This window comes from Stenotrophomonas sp. SY1 (assembly GCF_021202945.1).
In the GTDB taxonomy this organism is placed as follows: Bacteria; Pseudomonadota; Gammaproteobacteria; order Xanthomonadales; family Xanthomonadaceae; genus Stenotrophomonas.
The window spans coordinates 418635-438971 of record NZ_JAJOYR010000001.1; the positions used below are offsets into that span (position 1 = coordinate 418635).

Genomic DNA, 20337 nt, shown 5'->3' on the forward strand with positions numbered 1-20337 from the left:
CGATGGACGGCTTGCACACCACCATGCAGGCCGTCTGCCTGCGGCAGGTTCCGCAAGGGATGCCGCAGGAGCAGGATTTCGAACTGCTGCAACGGCCTACACCGGTAACCGGTGATGGCCAGTTGAAGGTGCGGGTGCAGTGGTTGTCGCTGGACCCGTTCCTGCGCGCGCAGCTGGGTGGCCGTTATGCGGTGCCGTGCCCGCCGCTGGGCAGCATCGTGCCGGGCTACGGCATCGGCACCGTGCTGGAAGACCGCAGTGGCCGCTTCGCCGTGGGCGAGGTGGTCAGCGGCATGACTGGCTGGGCCGAACACGCCGTGCTCGATGCGGGCAGCGTGTCGCGCGTGGATACCACGCAGGCGCCGCCCAGCACCGCGGTTGGTGTACTGGGCATTCCCGGGCTGACCGCATGGGCCGGCGTACGCCACATTCTTGAACCCCAGGCCGGTCAAACCATTCTTGTTTCGACCGCTGCCGGTGCCGTGGGCAGCGTGGTCGGGCAGCTGTGCAAGGCTGCCGGTTGCCGCGTGGTCGGCATTGCCGGCAGCGCCGAAAAATGCGCCATCGTCACCGATGAGTTCGGCTTCGATGCCTGCGTGAATTACCGCGCTGCCGACTTCCCGCAGGCGCTGCATGCAGCCTGCCCGGAGGGTATCGATGGTTACTTCGACAACGTCGGCGGCGCTGTGCTGGAAGCGGCGCTGTCACTGCTGCGCCTGCACGCCCGCGTGGTGCTGTGCGGCCTGAGTGATCAATACAACCGCGCCGAGCGTCCCGCCGGCCCCAACCTCGGACCGGTGATTGGCGCGCGTGCGCGCCTGCAGGGGCTGGTGGTGTACGACCACCTGCATGAATTCGAACGTTGCCGCAGCGAACTGGCCGCGATGATCGCCGCCGGCACCCTGCGTTATCGCGAACACATCCATGACGGCCTGGCCAGCGCGCCGGCCGGCTTCATCGGTCTGCTCAACGGCGACAACCTGGGCAAGGCGCTGGTACGGCTTCAAGGAAACGCATGACTTCGATCCAACGGCGCTTCGTGTCCGTCAACGGACGCCAGGTGCATTACCGCATCGCCGGCACCGGCCCGGCCCTGCTGCTGATACACCAGTCGCCGCAGAACTCGCGCATGTGGCACACGATGATGCAGCGCTTCGCCGACCGCTACACGGTGATCGCGCCGGATACGCCGGGTTTTGGCTATTCCGATCCGCTGCCCGGCAACCCGATGACGATTGCCGATTTCGGCACGGCCACGCTGGCGTTCTGCCAGGCCATCGGCCTGCAACGCTTCGCCGTGTTCGGCATGCACACCGGCGGGCTGATCGCCACCTGGCTGGCCTGGGCGAATCCGCAACGTGTTGCTGCGCTGGTGGTGGATGGCTATGCCGCTTTCACCCCGGAAGAAAGCGCGCTGTATGGCGACGCCTACCTGCCGCCGTTCGTGCCGCAATGGGACGGTTCGCACCTGCGTTGGCTGTGGTCGCGCATGCGCGAGCAGAAGTATTACTTCCCGTGGTACGACGGTCGCGCTGAAGCGGCAATGCGGATCGCGCCGCAGACCACCGAAAGCACGCGCGAGACGGTGATGGACGTGCTCGACGTGGGGGACACCTACCGCGCCGGCTATGCCGCCGCGTTCCGTCACAACGATCATCATTGGGTCAGCGAACTGAAGATGCCGTCGTGGCTGGTGTTCCGCCACGGCGACCCGCTGCTGGCGCATATGCCGCGCCTGCTTGATCTGCCGGGCAACGTGCAGTTGATCGAAGAGCCCGATGGCATCGCGGCGATGCACGCGAAGATGGATGCGTGGCTGGCGCAGGTGCTCTCCGTCGAGCCTGTGTTTGAAGCAAGGGTGACTGAAGCATCCAGCGCAGGCTGGCAACGCCGCATCATCGCCACCGCTGCCGGTGACATGGCGGTATGGGAGTGTGCCGGCGAAGGTCCGCTGCATCTGGTGCTGCACGCGCCGGGCACGCGCCCGCTGTCGCCGGCGCAGCTGCCGGTCAGCGAAGGCGCCTGGCTGCTGCCGGATCTGCCCGGCCATGGCGCCTCCTGCGAAACCGACAGCGAACTCGGTGCCGATGTCGTCGTGCAGGCGCTGCTCGACGCCCTGCGCGGCAACGACACGCAACCACTGCTGATCGAAGCACACGGCGGCGCAGCCGGTTACGTGCCGGCGCTGGTTGATGCATTGGGCGCACGCGTGCAGAACGTACTGCTGCATTCGCCATGGCTGCTCGACGCCGCCGAACAAGCGGTGCTGCTGGACAACCTGCCGACCACCGTCATCGATCGCGCCGGTGGCTATCTGTGCGATGTGTGGCAGTGGGAGCGTGAGCGCCACCTGTTGTGGCCGTGGATGGCGCCCAGCGCCGACGCACGCCGTCGCGTCGATGCACCGTCGCCGGCATGCGTGCATGCCAACGTGGTCGAACTGCTGCGGCTTGGCCCGCGCCTGCACACGCTGCTGCGTGATGCCACCGCACCGGATCTGGCTGCGCGGCTGCGTGCCTTGCCGATGCCATTGCAGGTCAACGCCGATTCCGAATCCGACTTCCAGGGCCGCGCCGCCGCGCTGTCCGCCTGATCCCGAAGGACCCCCATGAGCAACGCCACCGCAACCGCGCAAGATGTCATCGCCCAGCTGAAGCTCAGTTGGGGCAAGGACATCGTTACCGATGCCAACGAGCTGGAATACTTCGGCACCGACGTCTATTCGCAGGGCCAGCCGCTGCTGGCGGTACTGCGCCCCGGCAACGCCCAACAGCTCGCCGACGCGGTCAAGCAGCTCACCGATGCCGGCATCGCGGTGGTGCCGCGCGGTGGTGGCATGAGCTACACCGGGGGTTACACCGCCGCGCGCAGCCCGAGCGTGCTGGTCGATACTGGTTCGCTCGACAAGATCGTCGAGATCAATCTGGAAGACGCCTATGTCGTTGTCGAAGCCGGCGTCACCTGGCGTGCGCTGAAGGAAGCACTGGATGCCAAGGGCGTGCGCACGCCGTACTTCGGGCCGATGTCCGGCTCGCATGCGACTGTCGGCGGTGGCATGTCTCAGAGCGCCATCTTCCACGGCTCGGCGCGCTACGGCTGCTCGGCCGACGTGGTGCTGGGGTTGCAGGTGGTCACCGCCAATGGCGACATCCTCACCACGGGTTCCGCGGCTGCGGCGAACACGTCGCCGTTTTTCCGTTGGTACGGACCTGACCTGACCGGCCTGTTCCTCGGCGATTGCGGCCTGCTCGGCATCAAGACCCGCATCGTGCTCAAGCTGATCCCCAAGCATGCGCACATCGATTACCTGTCCTGGCAGTTCGGCACCCCCGAGGGCCTGTTCGGCGCATTGAGCGCGCTGGCCCGCGCCGGCCTGGCCAGCGAGACGGCCGCGTTCGATCCGGCGCTGACCAGCATCCGCATGCGTCGTGCCAGCCTGTCCAGCGACGTCAAGGCGCTGACCAATGTCATCAGAAAGGGCGGGCTGATCTCCGGCCTGAAGCTGGCGGTGAAGGGCCGCGACATCGTCGACCAGCAGCAGTTCTCGCTGCACATCACGCTGGAAGGCGACAGCGCCGCCGAAGTAGCCGACCGTGTGTCGCGGGCGCGCAAGCTGGTGGAGGGTTTTGGCCAGAGTGTGGAACCGTCGATACCGAAGATGATGGCGGCCAATCCGTTCGCCGCCTGGAACTCGATGCTCGGCCCGCAGGGCGAGCGTTGGGCGCCGGTGCATGCCATCGTTCCGCATTCGAAGTCGGTGGCCGTGTTCAATGCGCTGCAGGAGCTGTTCGCCCGCGAGCAGGAAACCATGGACCGGCACGGGATCTTCATCGGCACGCTGATGTCCAGCGTCGGCGCACAGGCGGCGGTGATCGAGCCGTGCATCTACTGGCCGGACAGCCACAACGCCTTCCATGTACGCACCGTGGACGCCGACCACCGCGAGCGCATCGGCTGCCCGGGCGAGCACCTTGAGGCCCGCGCCGCAGCTGACACGCTCAAGCGCCAGATCGCCGATGTCATGCGCGCACATGGCGCAGCCAATCTGCAGCTGGGCAAGTTCTACGACTACCGCGCCGGCCGCGACCCGGCCGCGCTGGCGCTGCTGGATGCCATCAAGGCCCAGCTCGACCCCAAGGGCTTGATGAACCCGGGCGTCCTGTCGCGCTGAGCGATCAAGGCCCCTCTCCCGCCTACGGGGTGAGGGGCTGTTTGTGAATCAGCGCTTCGCGGCCCATCGAACGCCCTGGCACAAAGGCCGGAGCGCGGTGCAGGGGTGGGATGAGGGCGGGCTTGGCTGGGTTCAGGGCCCGGCCGGAGCGTCCTGGGCCTTGCGCGCCGCCGCCGCCCTTCACATGACGTACCCAACGGCCAAGCCCAACCCCGGGCCGTTCTGCCGTGCGCCGTTTCCGGCTCCCAGTGGCCAAATAGCCAGCGCAACGCACCGCTGAATGCTTCTGCCTGTTTTCATTTCGCGCCATCGGCAACAATATGCGCCCTTGATCCCCTCCTATCGGGCCACGTTCGACGCTGTTCGTTCGAGCGCCCTTCCTGTGCCGAGGCATCGGCCACCACGCACCGAGGAACTGTGAAGACACCCCAGCAACTACAGGCATTGATCGACGACGGCGTCATCGAAGAAGTGCTGCGCCCGCTCAAGAGCGGCAAGGAAGCAGCGGTCTACGTTGTCCGCAGCGGCGGTGAAGTGCGCTGCGCCAAGGTCTACAAGGACATGGCCCAGCGCAGCTTCCAGCAACGCGTGCAGTACCAGGAAGGCCGCAAGGTCCGTGGCAGCCGTGAGGCCCGCGCCATCGGCAAGGCCAGCAAGTACGGCCGCAAGCAGCAGGAAGTGGCCTGGAAGAACACCGAGGTGGACGCGCTGTACCAGCTGCGCGAAGCCGGCGTGCGCGTGCCCGAGCCGTTCGGTTACTTCCACGGCGTGCTGGTGATGGAGCTGGTCACCGACGCCGAGGGTTTCAGCGCCGCGCGCCTGGGCGAGGTGGAGCTCAGCGCCGAGCAGGCACGCCAGTTCCATGCGGTGCTGGTGGAGCAGGTCAAGCTGATGCTGTGCTGCGGCCTGATCCATGGCGATCTGTCGGCCTACAACGTGCTGGTGGGTCCGGATGGCCCGGTGGTCATCGATTTCCCACAGGTGGTCAGTGCCGGCGGCAACAACGCCGCGCGCACGATGCTGCTGCGTGACGTCAACAACCTCACCGCCAACCTCGGCCGCTGGGCACCGGAACTGCTGGAGACCTGGTACGGCGAGGAAATGTGGGAGTTGTTCCAGGCCGGCGATCTGTCGCCGGACACCGTGCTGACCGGCGAATTCACCCCGGACGAAAGCGCCGTGGATCTGGACAGCGTCCGCCACGCCATCAACGACGCGCGCGAGGAAGCACTCATCCGCCAGCAGGGCCGCGAGGCGGCAGCTGAGGAAGAGGGTTACTGACGCGTCGCCCCTTCCCTATGCCGCAGGCAAGGGGAGGGGTGAACTTCGCGGGATACACGGCTGTAGCGCCGAACCATGCTCGGCGTTGGCCTGGTCGGTGCAGCCCCCGCCGAGCATGGCTCGGCACTACCGATCGCCTGTCAGGCGCGGGGCATCTGCTCTGCTCCCTCCCTTTGCCGCAGGCAAGGGGAGGGCTGGTGAGGGGTGAACTTCGCGGGATACACGGCTGTAGCGTCGAGCCATGCTCGGCGTTGGCCTTGCCGATGCAGCCCCTGCCGAGCATGGCTCGGCACTACCGATGGCCGAATCCGACTCTGACCCCGGTTTCTCCTCAGCCAACGTACGGGCCAGGTCCACATTGGCGATATGGCCGTGCAGGAACAGCAGGTCGGTGAAGATGCGCATGTCCGTACTCCCACTTGAGTGATGCTCACGGTACGTCCAGGCAGAAGTCCAAACCAGCGAGTATTCTTCAACCAATTCTTGAGAAGAGCTAAAGGCTCCATGTCCAAGCCACCGCTCCATTTCCTGCAGGGCTTTGTCGCTGCCGCACGCCTGGGCAACCTGTCGCGTGCGGCCGAGGCGATGAACGTCACCGTCAGTGCGCTGAGCCACCAGATGCGGCAGCTGGAGGAGCGGCTGGGCTATCCGCTGCTGGTGCGGCAGGCGCGTGGGGTGGCGCTGACCGTGGAAGGGCGGCGCTTGTTCGAGCAGGTGGCGCCGCATCTGGATGCAATCAACGAAGCATTCCGGCCATTCGCCGCGCGGCACGAACGGGTGCTGACGGTGAGTGCGGTGCCGAGCATGGCCTCGGCGTGGCTGGTGCCGCGGTTGGGTCGATTCGTGGCGCTGCACCCGCAGATCGAGATCAACCTGCAGTCCAGCCAGCACCTGGTCGATTTCGAGCGGCAGTTGCAGTTCGATGCGGCGCTGCGCGTGGGCGACGGGCGCTGGCCGGGGCTGATCGCCGAGCCGCTGATTGATGAGTGGCTGGTGCCGATGGCCAGCCCGGCCCTGATCGAACGCATGGGCGGCATGGACGCGCTTCCGTTGTCGCAGTGGCCGCTGCTGGGCGATACGGGTGACGAATGGGATCGTTGGTTCGCGTTGATCGGCGAACAGGCCCCCAAGCGTTACGTGGCCATTCTTGATGACTCCGAATCGCACCACCGCGCAGCGTTGGACGGCGTGGGTGTCGCGCTGGGCCGGGTGACGCGCGCACGCCTGCTGTTGGAGTCCGGGCAGCTGGTGGCGTTGTCAAAGCAACGCCTGAAAACGCCGTGGTCGCACTGGCTGGTGTATCCGGAGCGCTCGGCCACGCATGGTGGCTTCCTGGCCTTCCGCGAGTGGCTGCATGCCGAGGCCGCCGAACATCGTCGACATATGGATGAAGCAGACACATAGTCGAGCGCGTGATTCCGTGCAGCATTCGCCGGCGCTGCAGTGAAAATCACATCGAAAATCCGATCCTCTGTTGTCGCTATAGTCGGCCCATTCCGACAACGGATCCCTGAGCAGACATGGAACGTCCCTTTCATACGCGTGCGGGTTTCTGGGTTGGCGCGCTGGGCCCGGCGCTGCTGACGCTGCTGGTGCTGGTCGAGTTCAACAAACCCCATCCCGCCGCGCCGAATGTTGCGGGTCTTGGTGCGGTGGTCATGGGTTTTCTGGGTACCGTGGTGCTGGGCATCGTCTGGCTATGGGTGATGCTGCACAGTCGCGCGTGGCGGGCCAGTCTCACTGGCGCAGCGCTGGGTGTGGGGCTCGCGCTGGGAGTCGCCCTGGTGCATGGCCATATCAGGGCTGAGGCCCAACACCGTGCATGGGTCCAGGCCTCCGCCGAGGAGACGATTGAGCGGCAGCGGTTGTTGCTGGCCCTGGACGCTGCCCGCCGCGACGACAAAGCGGGAATCCGCTCTGCACTGGCGATGACGTCTTCGTTTCAGCCAACCGAGAGTATGTGCGCGCTGGTCGCTACGCCCGGTCGATCGCTGTACTCGGTACTGGAGGGCGCGCCCCAGATCAGCCGCATGAACGGTGACGCCGATGAGGGTGTGGAAAGCGAATCGCTGCTGCGCATCGCCGCGGAGATGGCGAGCAACGGCGACACCGTGCAGGGCAAACAATCCATGCTGTTCGTACTGCTGGAGGCGCTTGCAGTGCGCAGTGATGGCGCAGCGGCGTTGCCTGCATGGCGCAGCCTGTGGGAGCGCGTAGAGCATCGGGCGGGGATCACGGCGGCATGGCCGCCGGTTTTCGCAAGCCCCGGGCCACGTACCTACAGGAAATACTGCGGAGGCGGATACGATGCCGAGTTGAGCCGGATCATCGAGTACATGACGCCGGAGCCGGCGAATGTAGATGCGGATGAAGCAGTGGCTCCACCCGCCCGATAGTCCTTGGCCAGAAAGAAAACCGGGGTCAGAGTCGGGTTTTCCGAGAAAACCCGACTCTGACCCCGGTTTTTTCTCTTACTTCACCCAGGGCGCCAGCAGCCGCAACCGCTGTGGTTTCGAGGAAAGGGTGAAGGCCACCAGCAACGCCCCCCCGGTCAACGCCATCACCCATACCAGCACCGCCATCGAGGCGTGGTCCACCGCCAGGCACAGGCACAGCGCGATGCCGATACCGACGATACCGAGCCAGCGCAACACGCGCTTCATCGCGGCCGATGGTCTGGTGCCCCACACCAGCTGCGCATGCACGTCCATCGACAACGCCAGCCAGCCCATGCCGGCAAGGCTGACCAGCAGCGCGGCAGCGAGCAGCAGATTGGTCATCAGGTGCTCAGACATGCGCTGCTTCCTCGTTGCTCATCCGTGACTGCCTGGCAGTGCCGCGCAGGCCCAGCCGGCGTGCGACGAATGCTGCCAGCGCCGCGCTGCACAGCAACGACAGATCAATGCCAGCCACCGGCCAGTAGCCTTCGGACAAGGTGCGCAGCAGGTGGTCACCGGTGGTGATCCAGTTCAGCAGCACCGCAGCGATGGCGAGCACGGCGATGGCCCAGCACTGTTCGCGCCAGGCCGGGTTGGTCAGGCCGCGTGCGACCGGCGCACTGCGCAGGCCCGCATGCAGCAGCGCCAGTGCCCAGGTGCCCCAGAACGCATAACGTTCCCAGTCGCCGCGTGCCGGCAGGGTTTCGGGCAGCAGGCGGTTGGCGATCAGGATGCCCAGCGTGGCCAGCACCATGCCGGTGACCGTGGTGACCGCCAGTGCATCGACAATGCGCGCGCCCTGGCTGCCTTGCTGGGCATGTTGGCGCTTGCGCTTTTCAACGAAGAAGATGAAGCCGGTGGCGATGCACACCGCGCCGGCCAGGCCGCCCAGCACGTACAGCCAGCGCAGCAACCAGTGACGGAAGTGCTGCAGGTGCAGGCCGGTAAGGAACTCGGCAACACGCGCGCCGGCCGTTGCCGGCGGATCTTCGCCGATCAGTTCGCCGGTGGCGGCCTTGAAGTGGATGCCATCGCCGACCAGCGCGATGCGGTCGGTGCCGGCGCGATACACGCTGACGTAGCCATTGGCATCGCCCACGTGCTGCAGCACCAGGAAGCCGACATCACCGGCCTTGTCATTGGCCTGCCAGCGGCGCTGTGCTTCGGCCACCATTGCATCCACCGATGCCAGCCCGGCCGGCACGCCGGCGCGTTCGTGCGGCAGGCCGGTGTGCTGGGCTTCCAGCTGCGCATGCAGATCGTGCAGGTCATGCAACTGGGTATGCCCGACCGGGAAATAGTAGGTGGCGGCGAAGATCAGCAGGCCGGTGAAGGCGAAGAAGAAGTGGAACGGCAAGGCCACCACACCGGTGAGGTTGTGCAGGTCCAGCACGCTGCGCAGGCGCGCCTTGTCCGGGCGGAAGGTGAAGAACTCGCGGAACAGCTTGCGGTGCATCACCACGCCGCTGATCAGCGCGGCCAGCATCACCAGTGCGGAGAAACCCACGATCCAGATGCCGAGGTTCTTCCAGTCCAGGGTGAGCCCGTAATGCAGCGGGAAGAAGAAGCCGCTGCCGATCTTGAGGCGGTCATCCGGCAGCGCGGTGCCGTCGCGTGGATCGATGGTGCCCAGCGCCCAGATGGCTTCTTCCGGGTCCTTGGCGTTGGGCACTTCGTAGCCGGCAAACAGCGCCAGCACCGGATCGCGGTGGGTGGTGTAGGCGCTCCAGCTCACCACCGTGTCGTAGTGCTCGGGCATCGGCCCGTTCACGCGCGGGCGCATCGCATCGATGGCGGCGGCGTTGGGTTGCATGCGCTCGAATGCTGGCCGCAGCACTTTTTCGAACGACGGCATTGGCTGCGGTTCGATGCGTGTGGCCGGAATGCTCCAACGGTCGAATTCGCGGTCGAACACCGACAGCGCGCCGAAGAAGAATGCGGCCATCAGCACGAAGCCGAGCACCAGTCCGAACCAGGTATGCAGCCAGGCCATCGCCTGGCGGAAGCTCTTGAACATGATGGGCCTCCGCCTCAGAGCAACAGGGATTGAACGATCGAGCCGACACCGGCCAGCAGCGCACCGCCGACCAGCAGCACGGCCCAGACCACGCCCAGCCGCCGCGCGGCGATGGCCCACAGGAACACCGCCACGTAGGTGAGCACGCCGATCATCGCGCCGAGGAATTCAGCGTCATGGAACTTGAGGCCGGCAGCGGTGAGCAGGCTGGTGGATGCCGCAACCGCGGCCCAGGCAAAGCCGTAGCCGGCGAAAACGGCCGCAAGCACGCGTGCGATGACATGCAGGCGCGAGGCGCCGGATGAAGCAATGGTGGTGGATGGCTGGGACATGGCGTTGGCTGGTGTCTTGTGTGATGCGGCGAAGTGGAATCGGTGGTAACGCTGATGCTTTGCTCGGCTTTGCTTTGCCTTAGCCCCTCTCCCGCTCGCGGGAGAGGGGTTGGGGTGAGGGGAGCTTCTAGCTGAGAGCACCCTCACCCGCCTTCCGGGCACCCTCTCCCGCAAGCGGGAGAGGGGATGAAAAAGCTGTTGCGTTACCTGGGCCACTCCTGCGAGCGGGAATGAAAAGCTGTTGCTTTGCCTTAGCCCCTCTCCCGCTCGCGGGAGAGGGGTTGGGGTGAGGGGAGCTTCTAGCTGAAAGCACCCTCACCCGCCCTCCGGGCACCCTCTCCCGCAAGCGGGAGAGGGAATGAAGCCGTGCACCAATGACGCACACGGCCTCGGCAACGCATCAGAACCGATAGTCAAAACTCAACGAATAATTGCTCGGCGCTCCGTAGTAACCAATCTGGTACAGGCTGTTGATGTACTTCTCGTCGGTAAGGTTGTTGACGTTGGCGCGCAGCGTGGCGTTGGGCAGCACGTCCCACGCAACGAAGGCATTGAGCACCGCATAGCTGCCCTGGCGCACGGTGAAGCCGGTGTAGTTTTCCTTGGTGGAGATTTCGCTCTGCCAGCGGCCCCCGATGCCGAAGGACAGCGCCTCGTAGTGGGGCAGGCGCGAGCTGAGCATCAGGTTGGCGGTGCGGCGCGGCACCCAGGTGTAAGTAGCGCCACCGTCCTGGTTGGTCATCTTCAGGTTGGTGTAGCCAAGCACCAGCTGGGTGTTGTCGGTGAGCTTGCCGGTGGCCTCGAACTCGATGCCTTCCGATTCCACGTCCACGCCGTAGTACCAGTAATTGTTGGTGGCGAAGTCGTAGCCGCCGTAGGTGGCCAGGCCTTCCTGCTTTGCGTTGAACCAGGCCAGCGTGGTGAGCAGGCGGCGGTCCAGCCATTCGGCCTTGATGCCCACTTCGTAATTCACACCCTTGGTCGGGTCCAGGTAGACGTGGTTGATGTCGAACTGGTCCTGCGGCTGGTAGATATCCGAATAGCTCACGTAACCCAGCACCTTGTCGGTGAAGTCCCAGGTCAGGCCCGCATACGGACTGATGTTGTCCTCGGTCTGGTCGAAGGGCACGCCGTTGTCGCCGTCGCGGTGGTACTCGGCCCAGTTGAAGCCGACCACGGCCTTGAGCCGGTCCGTGAACGCCAGGCGGGTTGCGCCGTAGCCACGCTTCAGGCGCTGGTTGATGGTGCTGGATACGGTCCGTGCGCCCCACTGCGGTTCGGGCACGACGTTGCCGGCGTAGGGGAAGGCCGGCAGTGCGCCGAACGAGGGATCGCTGCTGTCCAGCGGGTGGTCCCAGAGTGTCTGTTCGCTCTTGGCCACGCTGAAACCCAGCATTGCCTCCTGCTCGCGGCCGAACAACTGGAAGCGGCCATTGACGGTGATGTCGCCCAGGTGCGAGCTGATTTCATCAATGCCCTTGTAGGCCCAGCCGACCAGGCCTTCTCCGGTCACCGGGTCCAGCCCGGTGGTGGTGTAGGCGAAGAACAGCTGATCGTCGCTGGCGATGTCGCGGTAGTTGTACGACGCCTTGACCTGCCAGTCGGAACCGAGCTGGTGGGTGTACTCGACGAAGGCGGTCTGGGTCTTGGTGTTCCAGTACGCCCAGTCCTGCGTGGTGGATGCGCTGCGGCTCCATTCGGCCTGGCTGCCATCGTTGTTGACGAAGGTCAGTGCGCCCCACATGTTCTGGTCGCTGTCGGCCTGCTGCCACGAATAGCCCAGCGTCAGCGTGCCGTTTTCGCCGATCTGGCCATCGACCACGCCGTACAGGAAGTTGCGGTCGTTCTGGTAACCGCGCAGGTAGGAGTCGCCATCTTCATGCGCGGCCACCACGCGGCCGGCCCAGCGGCCGTCCTCGGTGAACGGCGTGGAGTAGTCCACCTGCACGCGGCGGTTGCCCCATGAGCCGAAGCTCACCCCGACCTGGCCCTTGGGCTCGTTGGTGGGGCGCTTGCGCACTTAGTTGATCGTGCCCGAGGCATTGCCCACGCCGGTCAGCAGTCCGTTGGCGCCGCGGATCACTTCCAGCTTCTCGTAGCCGAAGGCGTCCATCGCACCGGTGACGATGCCCCAGTCGTTGGGCAGGCCGACGCCGTCGATCTGCGTGTTCTTGATCTCGAAGCCGCGCGCCAGATAGTTGGTGCGGTTGGTTTCCCATTCCTCCACCTGGATGCCGGTGGCAAGGCGCAGTGCATCGTTGAGGTTGTCCACGCCGAACTGTTCCATCTGCTCGCGCGAGACCATGCTGATCGACTGCGGAGTTTCCTTGACGTCCAGGTCCAGATTGGTGGCGCCGTTGCTGACGCGGTTGGCGCGCTGCGACACGACCCGTACCGTATCCAGCTGGGTAGCGGTGTCATTCTGCTTGGTGGCTGCATCGCCCCCAGCGGCCTGCGGCGCGGCCATCGCCAGTCCCGGGATGGCGGCAAGGGCAAGGCTCATCGCGACGTTCAACACGCTGACAGCCGGTCGGGAAGGGGGTGTCATGCCAGCACGAAGGAACCGGCGGCAGATCGAACGCTTGGGGTGCATGGGGAGCCTGGAGGAAGGTGGAAGCGGAATTCGCAGCCTCAAGCGCGGGCGTGTCCCACTTCCGTTGTGGGCAAGGGACGATGTAAAGATGGCCAGGCGCGACTGTAGTTGCGAAATTAAATGCGAATGATTTGCATTTTGCAACAGCGGGCCAGTCAGCTTTGTGCCCATCTCCGGGCCTGAATGGGTTGAACTGTGCGGGATTCGGCACGCGCGATCATCGCCGATGCCTTGGCTGGTCCCGTTTGCGGGCCGACATGAGGCCCTGCGCCAATGGTTGGCCAAACGCTGGACCGATGGAGAAGAGAAGCGGGCATTGGCCCGGCTTCCACATCATTGCGCCACTGCCGGCTTACCCTGCAGGTGAGTCGCGCCGCCGACCACCAAGCACCGCAATGGCACGGACCAGGGCACCAACCGCAAGGAAAGCACCGAACATCCCTGCTGCATTGAGCATCACCTTGGGATATCCAAGGTTCGCCGCGTCGATGAAGTAGTACGGATACAACCCGGTCAATGCGCCACGCACCAGCACGTACGCCAGGTAGCCGAGTGGATAGAGGCACCAGACAAGCGGGGCCAGCATGCCGAGCCGGACGCGCGGTGCGAACACAAGCCAGTACACGAGCGTCGCTACCGGAACGACGTAATGCAGCAGGTTGTCGGCCACCCGTTGCAGGCCCTGCGGGTCCCATACATCGCGCAGCAACAGGTGGTAGCCGGCACCCACCATGACGATTGCCGTTGTCGCGCAGCCAAGCACCGTGGGTCTTGCGAAGAAGCGCCCAAGGCCGGTGTTGCCCGCAATGAGCGGCAACGCGGCCGCGAGCGCGACGAACAGGTTGGTCAGCACGGTGAAGTAGCTGAAGAATGCCTCGACACCATCCAAGGCGGTCTGCCCGCTGGCCAGTGCCGCCCTGATGGACAGCATGAATTGCAGCAGCGCGGCGGTCCATGCAGTCACCGCGAGGGCAGCGCGTACCCGCTGGCTGCTCGCGTCATTCGCCGTTGTCATGCGCTGGACTTCTCCGGGTGAATTGCTGCTTCGGGTTGAGTCTGATGATCCGGCCGGGCGCAGGAAAGCCGAGCATGACGGAATCAGCTTCCACCTGCCCGGATGGCCGCGGTCTTCTCCATCGACTCACTGCGCCGCTTGTAGAGCGACAGGATCGTGTCCAGGAAATCATTGCCCAGCACCCGCGAGACGGGCACGGCGTAAGCGTTGATCGTGGTGGAAAGCCGGTAGTGCGCCACGATCTGCAGATGGGTCTGGCCAACGCCGATGGGCGTCAGCTTGAACGTGGTGTCGCGCAGGTCGAAGTAACGCCCACCAATGGCGACATGCTCGTCCATCGAGCCAGTGGGGAACGAGTCCGGATCAAACATGTAGCGCCAGCTGACCGATCGGTTCGCCTCGCTGTGGGTAACGTGGGCACGGAAATGCACGCCGCGTTCCCAGCGCGAGAACCGCACCTCACCGTCTTCGGTCTGCACGTTGATGCCTTCCAATGGCTTGGGCACACCGATCAGGTGGGTCAGGCTGAGCGGCAGCTCCTGCGGCTGGATCGCGCGTGCGCTATGGATCTGCTGCCAGATGGTTTCCGGCGTGGCATCCACCACCAGCTCGCGGCGAAGCTCCATGTCCCGGTCCACCAGTGGCATGTGCATCTCGGCCAGCAGCATCAGCAGCGGCAGGGCCGCAATCGCCGACACGTGCGCGGCGCCGGCTTCGCGAAAGTGCAGGATCGCGCCCATGATCAGGCCGCCGACGCTGGCGCAGGCGAAGAACAGCGGCGCCATCAGCGCCAGGCAGATCGAACCTTCCAGCATTGCCAGTGCACAGCCCAGCAGCATGAGCAACATCGCCAGCCACGGGGCAAAGATCAGGTACGACCAGGTGCGCTGCTGCCTGGGGGTACCGACGATGGTGATGGCGCCAACGGCAAGCGGCGTACCGACCAGGAAGGCCAGCGACATCGGCCCCTGCATGTCGCGTGGAAGCATGCCGAACAGCAGTCGAAGCGCGACGCCCAGCGCCGCACCGATGATGAACCATGCCCAGAACGGCAGCTTGCCGGTGATGCTGCTGGCAGTTTCTGACGGTACCTGCATCCGATCGTTCCCCTGTATCCCCATGTACACCCGGCGCGAGCGATTCCAGTCACACGGGATGAGTTGCTACTCCACGACGCTGGTTCCCCAGCCATCGTAGTTGCCGCCGTATCTGGCCGCGATTGCCTCGAGCGAACGGGTGGTGGCCGTCATCGTCTTGAGAAGCGGCGCCATGCGCCGCACCGCATGGATTTCCCAGTCCGTCGGATCGCGCCTCTCATCGATGGACATGACCGTGTAGCCAAGGCTCTGCAGGTCCTTGGCGGCGGACTCCGCGCGCGCCTTGTCGGGCAGCTGCATGAAGAAGTCGATGTCGTGCTCCTTGGTGATATCAGAGCCGGCGGCAACCAGGTTCTCGATGGCGCGCGCATCCTGCTGCTCGGCGATGGACTGCGCGTGGCAAAGGCCGGTGGCAAGCAGCAAGCAGCCGCACAGCCAGGACAGTCGTCTTGAGTTTGTCGTCATTGCTGGTTGCATGATTTGGCACTCTGCTATTGGTTGGATTCCACCACCACCGCCGTGCCATAGCACAGCACTTCGGTCAGGCCGGTCATCAGCTCGGTTGCGTCGTAGCGCACGGCGATGATCGCGCTGGCGCCGAGCAGCCTGGCGTGGTTGACCATGTCGCGATAGGTCTCCTCGCGCGCCTGTTCGCACAGTTCCGTGTAGATGGTGATGTTGCCGCCGAAAAGAGTCTGCAAGCCGCCCAGGAAATTGCCAACGATGGAGCGGGAGCGAACGGTGATCCCACGCACCAGGCCGAGACTGCGAACAACCCGGTAGCCGGCAAGATCGGGTGCGGTGGTCACCATCGCATCGGTCAAAAGAGCTGCGGTGGAACGCGATGAAGAGGAGTTGTACGGGTCTGCCATGAGGTCGCCTTGCTGAGCGTAGGTTCAATATTGGATAGCGGAGCATGCAGCGCGGATAGGTGTAAACCAGCCCGCCCAACAATGGATTGTGCGGGCAGACGCAGATGGATCAATGGCCTCGGGATGACGCCGGCGAGGCTGCGCATTGAGGCGGCAATGTGATGCGTCGTCTGTCAGTTCGGTCATCGCAATCCCGTTCATGCCTGTCCGCGCGTTGTTACGACCTGAAGTTCCAGCATTTGAATCCGCCAGGGGCCAAAGTGATCAGGTGCCGGGCCGGTGGCTATCGCTTCGGAACAAAGCGCAACGCCACCGCGCCGGAAGCGAATTCCCTGCGGCTGACCAGCTGCAGGTCAACGTGCCTGGACAAACCTGCGAACAAGGTCGGCCCATGGCCCACGAGCCGGGGATGCACCACGAACTCGTACTCATCAATCAGCCCCAGCTCCGACAGTGCCAAGGGCAGCTTCAAGCCGCCGACGAACAGCCCCTTGCCCGGCTCCTGCTTGAGCTTGCGGACGGCCTTGCCCAGATCACCATCAACGAGTGTTGCATTCCAGCTGACCTGCGCCAGCGTGCCCGATACGACGTACTTCTTCGCTGCGTTGATCGTTCGCGCGAACGGCTCCATCCAGTCAAGCAGCGCCTCGGTCTGCTGCGACGGCCGGAACGCCGCCTCCATCATTTCGTAGGTCACCCGGCCAAACAGCAGGGCGTCGGCCCGCTCAAGGTTCTCAACCGCATGGCGATGCAGTTCTTCATCGGCCGGCATGGCGCGGTGATCGCAACAGCCATCCAGGGAGACGTTGATGGAATAGCGGAGAGGTCGCATCACGTTCTCCTGAAGGGAAAAGTGCTGGAGCTGGCATGCGCCAAGCATGAACCTTGATCGGCATTCGTGCCCTGAAGCACGGCTGCCGTGTACCGGCTGGTGTCGGCCCGGCCGCCCGAGCCGTGCCGGGAGGTCAGTCGCCTGCCTGGGATTGCCAGCGAAAGCTCAGCCACAGCCCAAGCAGACCCAGCGGTACGCACAGCAGCCAGGCGAGCCCCGCCGTAGGGACGGCCAGCACAATCAAGCCACACAGCAGCGCGGTCATGCCGATGCCGACGAAAAAACGCCAATGGACAAACATATCGGCAATATCAAGCAGGTCCAGCAGTGACATGCATCCCCCGGCAGTTCTACTGAAAGGACCACCCATCGGCGGTGTGGGGCCGAGTATGGGCGTTTCCAGGGCCGGTGTGAATCGTGGCTTGGCGCGGCCAGACGGCGAGCTGGATGGACAGGCCGGGGCCGGGATCAGAGGCCTATGAGCACATCCGGATCACCCGCCTGGATCACGCCTGCCGACTCACTGCGCCTTTGGCGGAACGATGATCTTCAGGGTCACGTCCCGGTAGGGGGAGACTTCGCAATCGGCGCAGTCGCTGAGGCGGTAGCTTGTCTGGATGACGTAGCGACCGCTGTGCGGGATTCGGATGGTGCTGTCCGGAGTGGACATGCAGTACTCGGCGCCGTTGCATCCGTACTTCTGTCCATCGCGGTCCAGCAGCGACCATGTGTACACATCGCCGCTATCCAGCGACAGATCCTGGCCTTCGGCCACCTGGATGGCGAAACTCTTCTCGTATCCCACCGGGCCAGCCCAATCAAAGGATGTCTCGCCCCTGCCGAATCGCACTTCCACGGTCTGATCCAGGCCGGCCGGGACCACGGCCACGCTGCTGGGTGCGACTTCTGGTTCCGGGGGCGCGTGCACGGCCGGCGCTTTCGGTGCGGCAACCTGGGTTTCGGCAAGTGCCGGGATTGCAGCCGCTGGTGCTGTGCTGCCTGCGCTGGAATTCTGCTCGGCATCGGCATCGGCATCGGCATCGGCATCGGCATCGGCCTGGCGCACAAAGAACTCGCAGGTGCTCTCCCAATCCGTGCCCATCAACCCACAGTGGTTGGTAGGCACGACGAAGGAGATTTCCCGGCGGACGGAGTCCTTTGGCCACACCCGTCCGGAACAGGTCTCAGTGCCCACGGTTTCGGAGGTGAATCTGTTCTTCAGCCCGACATGGACGCAGGACGTTCCCGCGGTCCAACCCATGTTGGTGAACTGGCAGTTGCCCTCGCCCAGACGATTGGCCTGGCACTGCGCCGTAATCTGTTTACCGACCCCGCTGAATACATAGACGTATGTTCCAACGCACGCCAGCGCCGCGAGCAGCGCGATGGTCTTTGCCGGGTTTGACGCATTGCTCATGTAATCGTCCAGGTCGGAGCAGTTGGCGGGTTGGAATTATGCCTGTCGGGCGTGCTGGCGAGGCGCCATGATCTGGCCCCCCTGCTGACGCTACGGAAACCCGCTTGCTCATGAAGCTCATCGACGTTTTGGGTAATGACCTCTACCTCAAAGGCTGACTCCAAGGCGGCTATTGCGGAATGTGCGGTATTTGGTGAGGCGTTCCATGCCTTTAGCCGACGCTCGTTGTAAAAGGCGAGGACGGCCTCGGGGCGCAACCTCCAAACGTCAGGGCTGGCAACCTCCAGCCAGGAATAGTTGTTCCAGAGGCCGTTTGAGTCGCGGAACGTGGGCAAGCCACTTTTCGCGCTCAGACCGGATCCGGAGAGGACAACTATTTTGTTTGGAACCACATCAGGTTTCATGCGGGCTCTAACGCCTGAATTAAGCCGACCCGCGAAGCGGGTTCGGCTTGAATGAATTGTTAGGCGCGCTATCGAGACTGCCGCCGATAGCGCCACCCGAGATACAGAGTAGATAGCGAAAAGGTAACGAAGAGCCAGAACGCCCACTTGCCATTGGAGAGCCGTGCCTCGTGCGCACCAGCTGGTTGAACAATGGGTTGGCCATTGACAGCTAGCTCCCACAACTCTGGCTCGCCAGGGCCGATATAGCCAATTGCCACAGTATTGCCGGGCTTGAGGACCTCTGCTGCCGTCCCGTAGGCGGGCAAGATGCTGGGGTAAGTGAACTCCTGGCTGGAACCATCGATGTGGAAGTGAACTGTCCGAGCGCGGCCCGCACGCACCTCCTCGGAGCTCGTAATGGGCCCGGAAGCATGCTCAAGCTGTGTTGGCATCGCTGAAAGCGAAAGCCGCCAGCCATAGAAGGCTGCGACTGATACGGCAAGCCCGATCAGCAAATGTAACCAATGCACGCGTTGCTGGGACATAGCGCCTAACGCCTGAATTAAGCCGAACCGCGAAGTGGCTTCGGCTTGAATGAATTGTTAGGCACCAGCCTACCGACTACTCAACTGGCTGAGAAGAGATTTTGTGGATGCCTTTGAAGTAGTGACCGCCCCTGCAATTCTCAGAATCTTGGCGGGAGCGATGCTCAACATGATCTTGCGGCCCGTGCGCAACCTGTCGCTGATGAATACGTACAGCGCCGTGGCAGTGGGTACAACGAATGTCCTTGCCGCTCTTGCCGATTGCTTCTGAGACGGCTACCTCTTTCCAGCGCCACTCGTGTTGGCCGTCGATCTTGTACTGAGTCCTGCGCTCACACACGGTCATCTGATCAGTTGACATTAACGTGCCTCGCAATTGATCTGGTGCCTAACGCCAGAGTAAGCCGAGCCGCGAAGCGGCGTCGGCTTGAATGAACTGTTATGCCTCAGCCCACCTTCTCAGCTGAGATAGTCCTGCCAAACGGCGGATACATTGAAGTTGAGTCCTTGACAATCCACTTGGCGACAACGACACCGCTCTCGTCGACTTGGTCGTACCAGTAAGTATCCGTGTCTTGGCCTTTACTCTGGCGCCACTTTGTCTCTGTCTGTACCAGTTTGTGATTGCTGGGAATTCCAGCTTCCTTTTTATGATCATCCATAGATTTCCCCTGAGGCATAACGCCTGAATTAAGCCGCGCCGCGAAGCGGCGTCGGCTTGAATGAATTGTTAGAACTCAGCCATGCGAGCTAGCAGCGCCCCGTTCTTGGCCGAGCGACCAGTGTCCGGATCCGTGATAGATGGAACGGACTCAAGCTCTGCAATGTACTCATCCGGAAAGCGGTGGTAGCGTGCTCCACACAAAACTAGCTGTTTGTACCAGTGGTAGGGGTTGAGCGATTTGTCGATGTGCGAAATGGACGCAACATAGACAAAGGCCTGGTAGGTGACGTTGTTGAGCGGAAAGGCAACCGTAGCCTGGCGATATCCATGACCAAGCCCTTCTGCAGCATCAAGCCCGGGCTTGTCGGCTAAGTTGAACTCGTAGAGCGCGCCATAAGCAATGGCTTCTGGGTTTGAGTCAATTAGGTCGCACTTGCCAGAATGGTCCGTACTCTTCTTGTGGAACCTGACGCTGCGGCCAGGCATGGGTACAACACCCAAGAATATTGCCGAGGGTAAGTGGATGGAAGATCCAAGTTCTTCCTGCCGATCAGGCACTTGGCTCGGTCCGTCCCCATCCGCTCCAACGCGGCCCAGACGGAAACTACCGCTGATTAGCGGCCATATGGATTACACCCCTGTTTTGTCCGGTGTAACCCGCTGAGCCGAGAGCCATT

At 63.8% G+C, this 20337-nt stretch carries 20 protein-coding genes; 6 read left to right on the plus strand and 14 right to left on the minus strand.

Going from position 1 to position 20337, the window contains the following annotated elements:
* The first annotated feature begins 2 nt into the window (after positions 1–2).
* The 6 genes from LR961_RS01620 to LR961_RS01645 all read left to right on the plus strand — a co-directional run bounded on the left by LR961_RS01620 (position 3) and on the right by LR961_RS01645 (position 7848).
* Positions 3–1019: an NADP-dependent oxidoreductase gene (locus LR961_RS01620; RefSeq protein ID WP_232146683.1), complete on the plus strand. Its 1017-nt coding sequence runs from the start codon at positions 3–5 to the stop codon at positions 1017–1019.
* Positions 1016–2593 (plus strand): alpha/beta fold hydrolase, encoded by a 1578-nt coding sequence (locus LR961_RS01625; protein WP_232146684.1) that lies wholly within the window; start codon positions 1016–1018, stop codon positions 2591–2593. Before LR961_RS01620 ends, LR961_RS01625 begins: the two co-directional genes overlap by 4 nt.
* Positions 2594–2608: 15 nt before the next feature.
* Positions 2609–4171, plus strand: a complete 1563-nt coding sequence (locus tag LR961_RS01630) for an FAD-binding oxidoreductase (RefSeq protein ID WP_232146685.1) — start codon at positions 2609–2611, stop codon at positions 4169–4171.
* A 417-nt stretch (positions 4172–4588) separates the two neighbouring features.
* Positions 4589–5452 (plus strand): PA4780 family RIO1-like protein kinase, encoded by an 864-nt coding sequence (locus LR961_RS01635; RefSeq protein ID WP_232146686.1) that lies wholly within the window; start codon positions 4589–4591, stop codon positions 5450–5452.
* A 504-nt stretch (positions 5453–5956) separates the two neighbouring features.
* Positions 5957–6856, plus strand: a complete 900-nt coding sequence (locus LR961_RS01640; protein ID WP_232146687.1) for a LysR substrate-binding domain-containing protein — start codon at positions 5957–5959, stop codon at positions 6854–6856.
* 116 nt (positions 6857–6972) lie between these two features.
* A complete protein-coding gene (locus tag LR961_RS01645; protein ID WP_232146688.1) occupies positions 6973–7848 on the plus strand; it encodes a hypothetical protein in 876 nt (291 codons plus the stop codon).
* Between the two features lie 75 nt (positions 7849–7923).
* Here the strand turns inward: LR961_RS01645 and LR961_RS01650 are convergent, their stop codons facing one another.
* The 14 genes from LR961_RS01650 to LR961_RS01715 form a co-directional block, all read right to left on the minus strand.
* Complete coding sequence (locus LR961_RS01650; protein ID WP_232146689.1) at positions 7924–8247, minus strand: DUF3325 domain-containing protein; 324 nt, start codon at positions 8245–8247, stop codon at positions 7924–7926.
* The gene (locus LR961_RS01655; RefSeq protein WP_232146690.1) at positions 8240–9907 is read right to left on the minus strand and encodes a PepSY-associated TM helix domain-containing protein; all 1668 of its coding nucleotides are present in this window, start codon (positions 9905–9907) and stop codon (positions 8240–8242) included. Before LR961_RS01655 ends, LR961_RS01650 begins: the two co-directional genes overlap by 8 nt.
* A 14-nt stretch (positions 9908–9921) precedes the next feature.
* Complete coding sequence (locus LR961_RS01660; RefSeq protein ID WP_232146691.1) at positions 9922–10239, minus strand: iron uptake protein; 318 nt, start codon at positions 10237–10239, stop codon at positions 9922–9924.
* A 400-nt stretch (positions 10240–10639) separates the two neighbouring features.
* Entirely contained in the window at positions 10640–12259 is a 1620-nt protein-coding gene (locus LR961_RS01665; protein WP_232146692.1) for a TonB-dependent receptor, read from the minus strand.
* Positions 12260–12787, minus strand: a complete 528-nt coding sequence (locus LR961_RS01670; protein WP_232146693.1) for a TonB-dependent receptor plug domain-containing protein — start codon at positions 12785–12787, stop codon at positions 12260–12262.
* A gap of 397 nt (positions 12788–13184) precedes the next feature.
* The gene (locus LR961_RS01675; RefSeq protein WP_232146694.1) at positions 13185–13847 is read right to left on the minus strand and encodes a Pr6Pr family membrane protein; all 663 of its coding nucleotides are present in this window, start codon (positions 13845–13847) and stop codon (positions 13185–13187) included.
* Between the two features lie 83 nt (positions 13848–13930).
* Positions 13931–14944 (minus strand): hypothetical protein, encoded by a 1014-nt coding sequence (locus LR961_RS01680; protein WP_232146695.1) that lies wholly within the window; start codon positions 14942–14944, stop codon positions 13931–13933.
* A 66-nt stretch (positions 14945–15010) separates the two neighbouring features.
* Positions 15011–15367, minus strand: coding sequence for a ribonuclease E inhibitor RraB (locus tag LR961_RS01685; protein ID WP_232146696.1), 357 nt, complete (start codon positions 15365–15367; stop codon positions 15011–15013).
* Positions 15368–15435: 68 nt separating this feature from the next.
* The gene (locus LR961_RS01690) at positions 15436–15816 is read right to left on the minus strand and encodes a YbjQ family protein (RefSeq protein WP_232146697.1); all 381 of its coding nucleotides are present in this window, start codon (positions 15814–15816) and stop codon (positions 15436–15438) included.
* A gap of 283 nt (positions 15817–16099) precedes the next feature.
* Complete coding sequence (locus LR961_RS01695; protein WP_232146698.1) at positions 16100–16648, minus strand: dihydrofolate reductase family protein; 549 nt, start codon at positions 16646–16648, stop codon at positions 16100–16102.
* A 133-nt stretch (positions 16649–16781) separates the two neighbouring features.
* Positions 16782–16982 carry a DUF677 domain-containing protein gene (locus tag LR961_RS01700; RefSeq protein WP_232146699.1) on the minus strand — a complete coding sequence of 67 codons (201 nt, stop codon included), beginning with the start codon at positions 16980–16982 and terminating at the stop codon, positions 16782–16784.
* Between the two features lie 186 nt (positions 16983–17168).
* Entirely contained in the window at positions 17169–18065 is an 897-nt protein-coding gene (locus tag LR961_RS01705) for a hypothetical protein (protein ID WP_232146700.1), read from the minus strand.
* A 472-nt stretch (positions 18066–18537) separates the two neighbouring features.
* Positions 18538–18996, minus strand: coding sequence for a hypothetical protein (locus LR961_RS01710; RefSeq protein WP_232146701.1), 459 nt, complete (start codon positions 18994–18996; stop codon positions 18538–18540).
* A gap of 730 nt (positions 18997–19726) precedes the next feature.
* A complete protein-coding gene (locus LR961_RS01715; RefSeq protein ID WP_232146702.1) occupies positions 19727–20161 on the minus strand; it encodes a gamma-glutamylcyclotransferase in 435 nt (144 codons plus the stop codon).
* Positions 20162–20337: the final 176 nt, after the last annotated feature.

Excerpts from the sequence above, each read along its gene's own strand:
- LR961_RS01645 (WP_232146688.1), top strand. The coding sequence starts at position 6,973 with ATGGAACGTCCCTTTCATACGCGTGCGGGTTTCTGGGTTGGCGCGCTG.
- LR961_RS01650 (WP_232146689.1), bottom strand. The coding sequence starts at position 8,247 with ATGTCTGAGCACCTGATGACCAATCTGCTGCTCGCTGCCGCGCTGCTG.
- LR961_RS01695 (WP_232146698.1), bottom strand. The coding sequence starts at position 16,648 with ATGCGACCTCTCCGCTATTCCATCAACGTCTCCCTGGATGGCTGTTGC.
- LR961_RS01680 (WP_232146695.1), bottom strand. The coding sequence starts at position 14,944 with ATGCAGGTACCGTCAGAAACTGCCAGCAGCATCACCGGCAAGCTGCCG.
- LR961_RS01620 (WP_232146683.1), top strand. The coding sequence starts at position 3 with ATGGACGGCTTGCACACCACCATGCAGGCCGTCTGCCTGCGGCAGGTT.
- LR961_RS01655 (WP_232146690.1), bottom strand. The coding sequence starts at position 9,907 with ATGTTCAAGAGCTTCCGCCAGGCGATGGCCTGGCTGCATACCTGGTTC.
- LR961_RS01630 (WP_232146685.1), top strand. The coding sequence starts at position 2,609 with ATGAGCAACGCCACCGCAACCGCGCAAGATGTCATCGCCCAGCTGAAG.
- LR961_RS01705 (WP_232146700.1), bottom strand. The coding sequence starts at position 18,065 with ATGAGCAATGCGTCAAACCCGGCAAAGACCATCGCGCTGCTCGCGGCG.
- LR961_RS01640 (WP_232146687.1), top strand. The coding sequence starts at position 5,957 with ATGTCCAAGCCACCGCTCCATTTCCTGCAGGGCTTTGTCGCTGCCGCA.
- LR961_RS01625 (WP_232146684.1), top strand. The coding sequence starts at position 1,016 with ATGACTTCGATCCAACGGCGCTTCGTGTCCGTCAACGGACGCCAGGTG.
- LR961_RS01710 (WP_232146701.1), bottom strand. The coding sequence starts at position 18,996 with ATGTCCCAGCAACGCGTGCATTGGTTACATTTGCTGATCGGGCTTGCC.
- LR961_RS01660 (WP_232146691.1), bottom strand. The coding sequence starts at position 10,239 with ATGTCCCAGCCATCCACCACCATTGCTTCATCCGGCGCCTCGCGCCTG.
- LR961_RS01690 (WP_232146697.1), bottom strand. The coding sequence starts at position 15,816 with ATGGCAGACCCGTACAACTCCTCTTCATCGCGTTCCACCGCAGCTCTT.
- LR961_RS01670 (WP_232146693.1), bottom strand. The coding sequence starts at position 12,787 with ATGACACCCCCTTCCCGACCGGCTGTCAGCGTGTTGAACGTCGCGATG.
- LR961_RS01675 (WP_232146694.1), bottom strand. The coding sequence starts at position 13,847 with ATGACAACGGCGAATGACGCGAGCAGCCAGCGGGTACGCGCTGCCCTC.
- LR961_RS01700 (WP_232146699.1), bottom strand. The coding sequence starts at position 16,982 with ATGTCACTGCTGGACCTGCTTGATATTGCCGATATGTTTGTCCATTGG.